The organism is Microcoleus sp. A6-C6, from assembly GCF_036705955.1.
GTDB lineage: Bacteria > Cyanobacteriota > Cyanobacteriia > Cyanobacteriales > Microcoleaceae > Microcoleus.
Map to the genome: position 1 here is coordinate 1 of NZ_JAUBVR010000152.1, position 4,608 is coordinate 4,608.

Annotated in this window: 9 protein-coding genes and 2 pseudogenes; 6 read left to right on the plus strand and 5 right to left on the minus strand. The window is 42.6% G+C overall.

Going from position 1 to position 4,608, the window contains the following annotated elements; translation table 11 throughout:
• Window positions 1-97: 97 nt before the first annotated feature.
• From QUB52_RS28585 to QUB52_RS28595, 3 genes and pseudogenes are all read right to left on the minus strand, one after another.
• Window positions 98-580 (minus strand): annotated as a pseudogene (locus QUB52_RS28585) (IS1634 family transposase); the annotation flags it as partial.
• Window positions 581-1,145: 565 nt separating this feature from the next.
• Window positions 1,146-1,376 (minus strand): hypothetical protein, encoded by a 231-nt coding sequence (locus QUB52_RS28590; protein ID WP_332969201.1) that lies wholly within the window; start codon window positions 1,374-1,376, stop codon window positions 1,146-1,148.
• A 77-nt stretch (window positions 1,377-1,453) separates the two neighbouring features.
• Window positions 1,454-1,618, minus strand: a complete 165-nt coding sequence (locus QUB52_RS28595) for a ribbon-helix-helix domain-containing protein (protein ID WP_332969197.1) — start codon at window positions 1,616-1,618, stop codon at window positions 1,454-1,456.
• A gap of 167 nt (window positions 1,619-1,785) precedes the next feature.
• On the opposite strand from QUB52_RS28595, the gene QUB52_RS28600 reads away from it, so the two are divergent.
• From QUB52_RS28600 to QUB52_RS28610, 3 genes are read left to right on the plus strand one after another with little or no spacing between them, the layout of a single operon-like run.
• The gene (locus QUB52_RS28600) at window positions 1,786-2,043 is read left to right on the plus strand and encodes a dihydrofolate reductase family protein (RefSeq protein WP_265234034.1); all 258 of its coding nucleotides are present in this window, start codon (window positions 1,786-1,788) and stop codon (window positions 2,041-2,043) included.
• 23 nt (window positions 2,044-2,066) lie between these two features.
• On the plus strand, window positions 2,067-2,366 hold the full coding sequence (locus QUB52_RS28605; protein WP_265234035.1) for a dihydrofolate reductase family protein: 300 nt from the start codon (window positions 2,067-2,069) through the stop codon (window positions 2,364-2,366).
• A 15-nt stretch (window positions 2,367-2,381) separates the two neighbouring features.
• Window positions 2,382-2,951, plus strand: coding sequence for a 3'-5' exonuclease (locus QUB52_RS28610; RefSeq protein ID WP_265234036.1), 570 nt, complete (start codon window positions 2,382-2,384; stop codon window positions 2,949-2,951).
• A gap of 268 nt (window positions 2,952-3,219) precedes the next feature.
• On the opposite strand, the gene QUB52_RS28615 is transcribed toward QUB52_RS28610, so the two are convergent.
• On the minus strand, window positions 3,220-3,399 hold the full coding sequence (locus QUB52_RS28615; RefSeq protein ID WP_332975617.1) for a hypothetical protein: 180 nt from the start codon (window positions 3,397-3,399) through the stop codon (window positions 3,220-3,222).
• Between the two features lie 43 nt (window positions 3,400-3,442).
• Between QUB52_RS28615 and QUB52_RS28620 the strand changes: the two genes are divergently transcribed.
• The 3 genes and pseudogenes from QUB52_RS28620 to QUB52_RS28630 form a co-directional block, all read left to right on the plus strand.
• A complete protein-coding gene (locus tag QUB52_RS28620; RefSeq protein ID WP_265234037.1) occupies window positions 3,443-3,715 on the plus strand; it encodes a BrnT family toxin in 273 nt (90 codons plus the stop codon).
• Window positions 3,702-3,941 (plus strand): hypothetical protein, encoded by a 240-nt coding sequence (locus QUB52_RS28625; protein WP_265234038.1) that lies wholly within the window; start codon window positions 3,702-3,704, stop codon window positions 3,939-3,941. Before QUB52_RS28620 ends, QUB52_RS28625 begins: the two co-directional genes overlap by 14 nt.
• A pseudogene (locus tag QUB52_RS28630) lies at window positions 3,942-4,043 on the plus strand (hypothetical protein); the annotation flags it as partial.
• On the opposite strand, the gene QUB52_RS28635 reads toward QUB52_RS28630, so the two are convergent.
• Window positions 4,034-4,498: a XisI protein gene (locus QUB52_RS28635; RefSeq protein WP_332975616.1), complete on the minus strand. Its 465-nt coding sequence runs from the start codon at window positions 4,496-4,498 to the stop codon at window positions 4,034-4,036. The pseudogene QUB52_RS28630 and the gene QUB52_RS28635 overlap by 10 nt on opposite strands.
• Between the last annotated feature and the right edge of the window lie 110 nt (window positions 4,499-4,608).

Here is a 4,608-nt window from a genome sequence, read left to right on the forward strand (position 1 = left end):
CTTGATTGTGTGAGTTATAAAATTATCCTATGTATTCAATTACTGTAATTAAATTTCACTACATATTTATTACTACCCGCGAGAATATCATGAATGTTATGTTTACTGGGAGTGATTTAATTATTTCTGTTTCTTTGTTTTGATTTTGGGGATTTTTGTATTCCCCATGTAAGTGGAATGATGTAGAATCTAAGTGAGCATATTTTAGATCTATTTGAAACTTCTTAATCGCCGCTAACACAATTTCCATAAATATTTTATTCAATCCATATTTATATAATTTATCCATGACTCTTCCAATTTTATCATCATTTATATAATCCGCTTTAATCCCCGTGCCTAACAAGGTTTCGATTCCTTTGTCTTCAAAAAACTGACTAAATAGATACAAAGGTCTTGACCCAAACCCTAATCCATTGATTAAAATAGCTTTTACTAATATTCCTGCTGAAATTTTTTCCCGAACATCTATTCCTAATTGAGAGTTGATTATTTCAACTATTCCTATCTCATCAATGAGTCCAGCTACTATTCCTAAGTGATCGATATTTTTGATTTTAATTTCTGAAGCTGGGGACATTTTTTTAGCTATATAATATTTTTGACTTTTTTTATTGTCTCACTTTTTGACCTCAAATTTCCTAAGTATTTTTACTTATTCATTCCAGCCTAGCAATGTACTATTCTATGTAGTGTTATTGAAGTGCGGAGTGTGGGTTACAAATATTCTTTGATTTTGCCCACGAATTTGCTGTTTTGTAGTAATAAGAAATTTGGGGAGGTCGCCTAATTGGAATGGCACCGTAAAAACTAGGTAAAGCGGCTCTCAAAAGGACGATCGCGTTTGTTGAGTAGGGTAAAAAGTTGCTTCGCGACGTTCCCTGAAACCGCAAACTGGCAGCGGGTTGCAGAGGCACTGAAAGGAATTAACAGTCCGAGATGGGGGCAGTTCCCGTCTGCTTGCGGGCAGTAAGGAAGCGCGTTTCCTGAAAGCTGCTGTCGATCGATGCGGGTTCGAGTCCCGTCCTCTCCATTCGTGATTCAAAAGCGACGAGTTTCAACCCGTACTCTGACAGTTAAAGCATAGATACTCGGCAGTTAACCGACTCAAATCAATGCTTTACGCCCTTGCGCGGGTTTGAACCTCAGTTGCTGTTAAGGTTGACATCCCGATCGCAACTGCCGATCGGGCGCAGTCTGGTCATCAACTGCTTCAGCAAGAAGCCATTGCTGTTCCAAGCTGTATAAGGAGTAGCCCCTTGTCCCTTCAGGCACAAGGTTTGTCGGGCTTTGTTGTGGCAAATAGTTGCCAGCAGGCTAACGACAGCCACTAAGCCGAGTTCATCGACAAGGGCTTCGAGTTGATCTTGAGTCATAAGTACACCTCCAGGGTTGACTATTCCTGAAATATACCATATAGTACCTTTAAAGGGTACTTAAAGTATACTAATAGTTACTTAGACTCTGGTTCATCCACGAGGTTGTATTCCTTGACGGCCGCCATGACTAGCAGAGTGGACATAGGAACTCCTGTCTGCTGGGAGATTTTTCTCAGTTTTTCGTGCAAACTCTTGGGAACTGTGACTTTAATCACAGCAGTCTCTTCTTTGTCGGCCATTTTCAGCAGTCATATTTAGTTGACATCAGCTTATCTTCTTTCGGAGTACCGATCGCCCTTTCCGACGATCGACTGTAGGGATGCGGGCGATCGCGCACTTGAAAAGCGCTACTGCTAGGATGGTTTCAGCCTTGGTGATTCCCAAAACTTCTTAAAAAACGTTAAATATGAGAAAACTAATATATTACGTTGCTTGCACCGTTGACGGTTTTATTGCTCGCGAAGATGGCTCATTTGATTGTTTTCCGATGTCAGGAGAACATTTTGCCGATTTGTTCGATCGCTTTCCCGAAACTATTCCGGCGCACCTTCACGAAGCACTAGGCATTCGCGCGGGAAACAAGCAGTTTGATGCTGTTTTGATGGGACGCAAAACCTATGAAGTCGGGCTAAATGTGGGTTTACTAATCCTTATCCCAGCTTGAAACAGTATGTCTTTTCGCGCAGTATGCCAGCCAGCCCAGATCGGAATGTTGAACTCGTTTCCGACAATCCAGTTGGATTGGTTCAGGAATTGAAGCAGGAAACGGGTAAAGATATCTGGCTGTGCGGTGGCGGTGAGTTAGCGGCAACTCTTTTTTCTGAGATTGACGAGATGATTGTCAAGTTGAATCCGGTAGTCATGGGGGCGGGAATTCCGATGTTTGCGAGGGCGATCGCACCGACGAATCTGGAACTAGGCGATCGCCAAATTTACAGCAACGGTTTCATGCTGCTGCATTATCGAGTTAAACACGGCGACGATTAAAACTTAGGTTAAATTATGATTAATTTAAAACAGTTCAACTATTATCTCGTGCTCGATCTTGAAGCAACCTGCTGCGACAAAGGATCGATCGCCCGAAATGACATGGAAATTATCGAAATTGGAGCAGTGATGATAAAATCCACAACACTAACCATCGTTGATGAATTTCAAAGCTTCGTCAAACCCATACGCCATCCCATTCTTACCGAATTTTGCACGTCATTAACATCGATCGCCCAAACGCAAGTCGAGATCGCCCCAACTTACCCAGAAGCAAGCGCTATGCTGAAAAACTGGCTGTCTGGCTACTCAAACGGTGTATTTGGTTCCTGGGGCGACTTCGATCGCAAACAATTTAAAAAGGATAGCAACTTTCATCAACTCCCTTTTCCCATTGCTTATCCTCACGTCAATCTCAAAAAAGTGTTTTCAGAAACCCAAGGTTTGCCAAAACGGTACGGCATGGAAAAAGCCTTAGAACTTGCGGGTTTACCTCTAGAAGGAACTCATCACCGAGGGATTGATGATGCTAGAAATATCGCTAAATTGTTGCCTTATATTTTAGGTGATAAAATGCTGGGCTGAGTTGTCATATTTATTCAATTACATAATTTTTTGATTGATAAGTCAACCGCAGATACAAAGCGGATAAACACCGATTAACGCAGATAATTGCCAGACAAGAAAGTGAATGAATACAAAGTTTTTTGGGCGTTGCTTAATCAGGGTATGAAATAAATAATTTTAAAATCCAGAAGCTTTGTAGACGCTGGTTTTTATGAATTGCATATTTAGCCTTTCATACCGTAAATCAGCAACGCCGTTTTTTGTATTCATCTGCGTTCATCTGCGTTCATCTGCGGTTAAAAATAAAAAACTTGGAAACTGCTGCTGTGTGGACGGCGACTGGTTTGGAAAACCAGAGTGCAGCGATAAGCTGTAGAGGTTCGACTCCTCCATTTTCCGTTTGAGCAGTTGTAAGATGGTGAGTGTGGCGATCGCTAGTCAATAGAAATAACGTTCGTGCCTGCACAACACAGTTGCGTTCAATAAACGCATGATGCTACAATAAGTAGATGAATTGTGAGTGGGATGAACATAAAGCAGCGGCAAATCGGTCAAAGCACGGAGTCTCATTTGAAGAGGCAAAAACTGTTTTTGACGATCGGCTATATGTCGATTTCTACGATCCCGACCATTCTGATGAGGAAGATCGATATATTATTATTGGAGCATCGCGCCGAGGTCGTTTATTAATAGTGTCGTATACGGAAAGGGGCGATGCAATTCGTTTAATTAGCGCCAGAGAAGTAACAAGAGGGGAGCGAGAAGTTTATGAAGAAGGTTGAAACAGATATGGAAGATGAGCTGCGATCGGAATACGATTTGAAGAGCTTGCGAGTGAGAAAGTTAGGCCCTGGACGGAAGAGTTTTGGCGGGCTGAACGTTCATCTGGAACCTGATGTTGCAGAAATGTTTCCTGACTCTGAAGCAGTGAATGAAGCTCTAAGATTTTTGATGAGAGTTATGAAAGACAATAAGTATTCTGTCGGTAATATTAGAGGCGATGGCTAGAAGTTACTGAGGGCGATCGCGATCGAACAAGGTATGCGTTTTGCCATTCGCGAGGGCGATCGTACCGTCGGTGCGGGTGTCGTCTCCAAGATTCAGCGGTAGCGTTTTGCTGAATTTACAAGTACCAGAAAAGCCAAACCTATTCGGGTCATTGGCTTTTCTGTTTGGTTGTTTATTGTGTAAAGCGCCCTCAATCGCGAAATCGCGGCCGATTCCCTACGGGATAGCTTCGCCGATCGCACTTTTTGCAGTTCCGGTAACTTGAAAGCCAAAACAATATCTGCTTCGGGAATTCCCGCCGCCATCAACTCGTAAGCAACTCCATCTTCCGTACCGTCGTGTTCGATCCAAAGTTTATTGTCGATAATTTCAATGTGGATCAGATTTCCATAGATGCGATAACCGTTTTGCCAGCCTGTTTCGACTAACAAATAGCGATCGTGCTTTTCGTCTAATACTAATTTGACCTCCGCTAGGTCGTCATTACCGAGAAAATCGATATATTCTTGGAGAAGTTTTTCAACGATGCTGCGATATTGAAGGTTCACTGAATCCATTGCACGATCGCCTCCTCTGCTGGCTCGAAGGTAAGTGACATACTCCTACGCCAACTGAGTACAGTATGGCGTAGGCTTCTCAGTGACTCCAGCTATTGCTTCGGACATTG